3 protein-coding genes are annotated in these 1,684 nt (G+C 74.4%); 2 read left to right on the top strand and 1 reads right to left on the bottom strand.

Features of this window, described 5'->3' with window-relative positions:
- The first annotated feature begins 120 nt into the window (after positions 1-120).
- On the top strand, positions 121-456 hold the full coding sequence (locus H5J29_RS31685) for a hypothetical protein (RefSeq protein ID WP_181784602.1): 336 nt from the start codon (positions 121-123) through the stop codon (positions 454-456).
- Positions 457-597: 141 nt separating this feature from the next.
- On the opposite strand, the gene H5J29_RS31680 is transcribed toward H5J29_RS31685, so the two are convergent.
- Complete coding sequence (locus H5J29_RS31680; protein ID WP_181784601.1) at positions 598-1,227, bottom strand: sigma-70 family RNA polymerase sigma factor; 630 nt, start codon at positions 1,225-1,227, stop codon at positions 598-600.
- A 253-nt stretch (positions 1,228-1,480) separates the two neighbouring features.
- On the opposite strand from H5J29_RS31680, the gene H5J29_RS31675 reads away from it, so the two are divergent.
- The coding region (locus H5J29_RS31675; protein ID WP_220188185.1) for a superantigen-like protein SSL4 at positions 1,481-1,684 on the top strand (204 nt) is incomplete at its 3' end.

Below are 1,684 nucleotides of genomic sequence, written 5' to 3'. Positions count from 1 at the left end.
GCGCTCGCCGTCGCCCGCTCGTGGGCGGCATGAGAGAGCGCTCATCGCGCTCTCCCGGCCCCCTCACCGCCGGCCGGAACTCTGGGTCCCGTCAGCGAGAGACCTCCGGAAGGACACACCATGCAGCGCACCTGGAAGATCGTCGCGATCGGCGCCACCGTCGCCGGGCTGGGCCTCGGCGGGGCCGCGGTGGCCAACGCCGACGCGGGCCCGAGCACCGAGCCCGTGCGGCCGATCAGCGTCGGCGCCGCGGACCCCGCAGCCCCGACCGTCGCGCCGGTGGCCCACGTCGACGACTCCCCCGAGTCGGTCGACTCGCCGTTCGAGAGCCCCCTGGACTCCCCCGAGTCCCCCTTCGACTCCCCCGACGACGACCACCTCACGCCCGACAGCCCGCACACCCCCGACAGCCCGCACACCCCCGACACCCCGGACACGCCGGACGACGACGACTGACGCGACCCCGGACACGACTCGCGCCGGCTCTGGACCCCTCGTCCCAGAGCCGGCGCGCGCCGTTCCCCCGTCCTGTCGGCTGCTCCCCAGCGCCGACGGAGGGCCGTCGACCGCTCCCCAGCGTCGACGGATGGTCTGTGGTCAGCCCGCGAGCGCCATCTGCTCCCGCGGCACCGGACGGTCGGCGAGGTAGCGGCGCAGCGCGGTGAGCGCGCGGTGCTGGGTGACCCGCACCGACCCCGGCGTGGAGCCGAGCAGCGCGGCGGTCTCGATCGCCGAGCGGCCCTCGATCAGCCGCAGGCGCAGCACGTCACGGTGCCGCTCGGGCAGCCTGCCCAGCAGCCGCTGCACCATGGCGGCCTGCTCGGCCTGCACGGTCAGCTCGTCCGGGGCGTCGCCCGTCTGCAGGGAGTCCGGCACCGTGTCCGTGAGGTCGATGCGGGAGATCCGGCTGCGGCGGACCGTGTCGATGATCTTGTTGCGGGCGATGGTGAAGGCGAACGCGAGCAGCGGCCCGCCGTTGTGGTCGAACGTCGGCAGTGCCTTGAGCAGGGCGATCAGCGTGTCCTGCGCCATGTCCTCGGCCGAGGTGGCGTCCCCGGCGCCCGTGGCCAGCCGGGACCGGCAGTACCGCAGCACCGGCGGGTGCAGGGCCGCCATCAGCTCCTCGCACGCCGCCCGGTCCCCGGCCGCGGCGGCCCGGCCCAGCCGGTCGATCCGCGCGAGGTCCTGCGCGGCGGCGGTCCGAGTCGGGTTCGGCACGGGGAGCATGGTCGGGGTCCTTCCGGGTCTGCCGGCGTTTCCGGCGTCAGGGAGAAGAGTGCTCGGTCGGAGAGCGGGGATACATGCTGCGAGCCCCCGAAACGCTCCCCGTGCTGCCCCATGCCGAAGAGTGGTACTGCCACCACTGCCCCGCGTCCGTTCGCCGCCACCCGATCGGGGATCACTACGACGAACGGGCTAACACCTCCTGCCGGCCGACGATCTCCCTCGTGACGGACCACGAAGGAACGGAGCGGTCGGCATGCGAATGTCCCAGGTGGCACGGGTCGCGATGACCGGGACGGTGCTCGGCACCCTCTCGACGACGTCGATCGCGGCCGTGACGCTCACGGCCGCTCCCCAGGCCCCCGTCGAGACCCCCCGGTTCGCCGCCGCACCTGCTCCGACCGCCGTCGGCGCGCCCCAGGCCACCCCGTTCTCCCACCCGCTCTCCGCACCCGTCGAC

Origin of the sequence: Pseudonocardia pini (genome assembly GCF_013870575.1) — a bacterium.
Classification (GTDB): domain Bacteria; phylum Actinomycetota; class Actinomycetes; order Mycobacteriales; family Pseudonocardiaceae; genus Pseudonocardia; species Pseudonocardia pini.
This window is presented reverse-complemented; position numbering and strand designations above follow the sequence as displayed.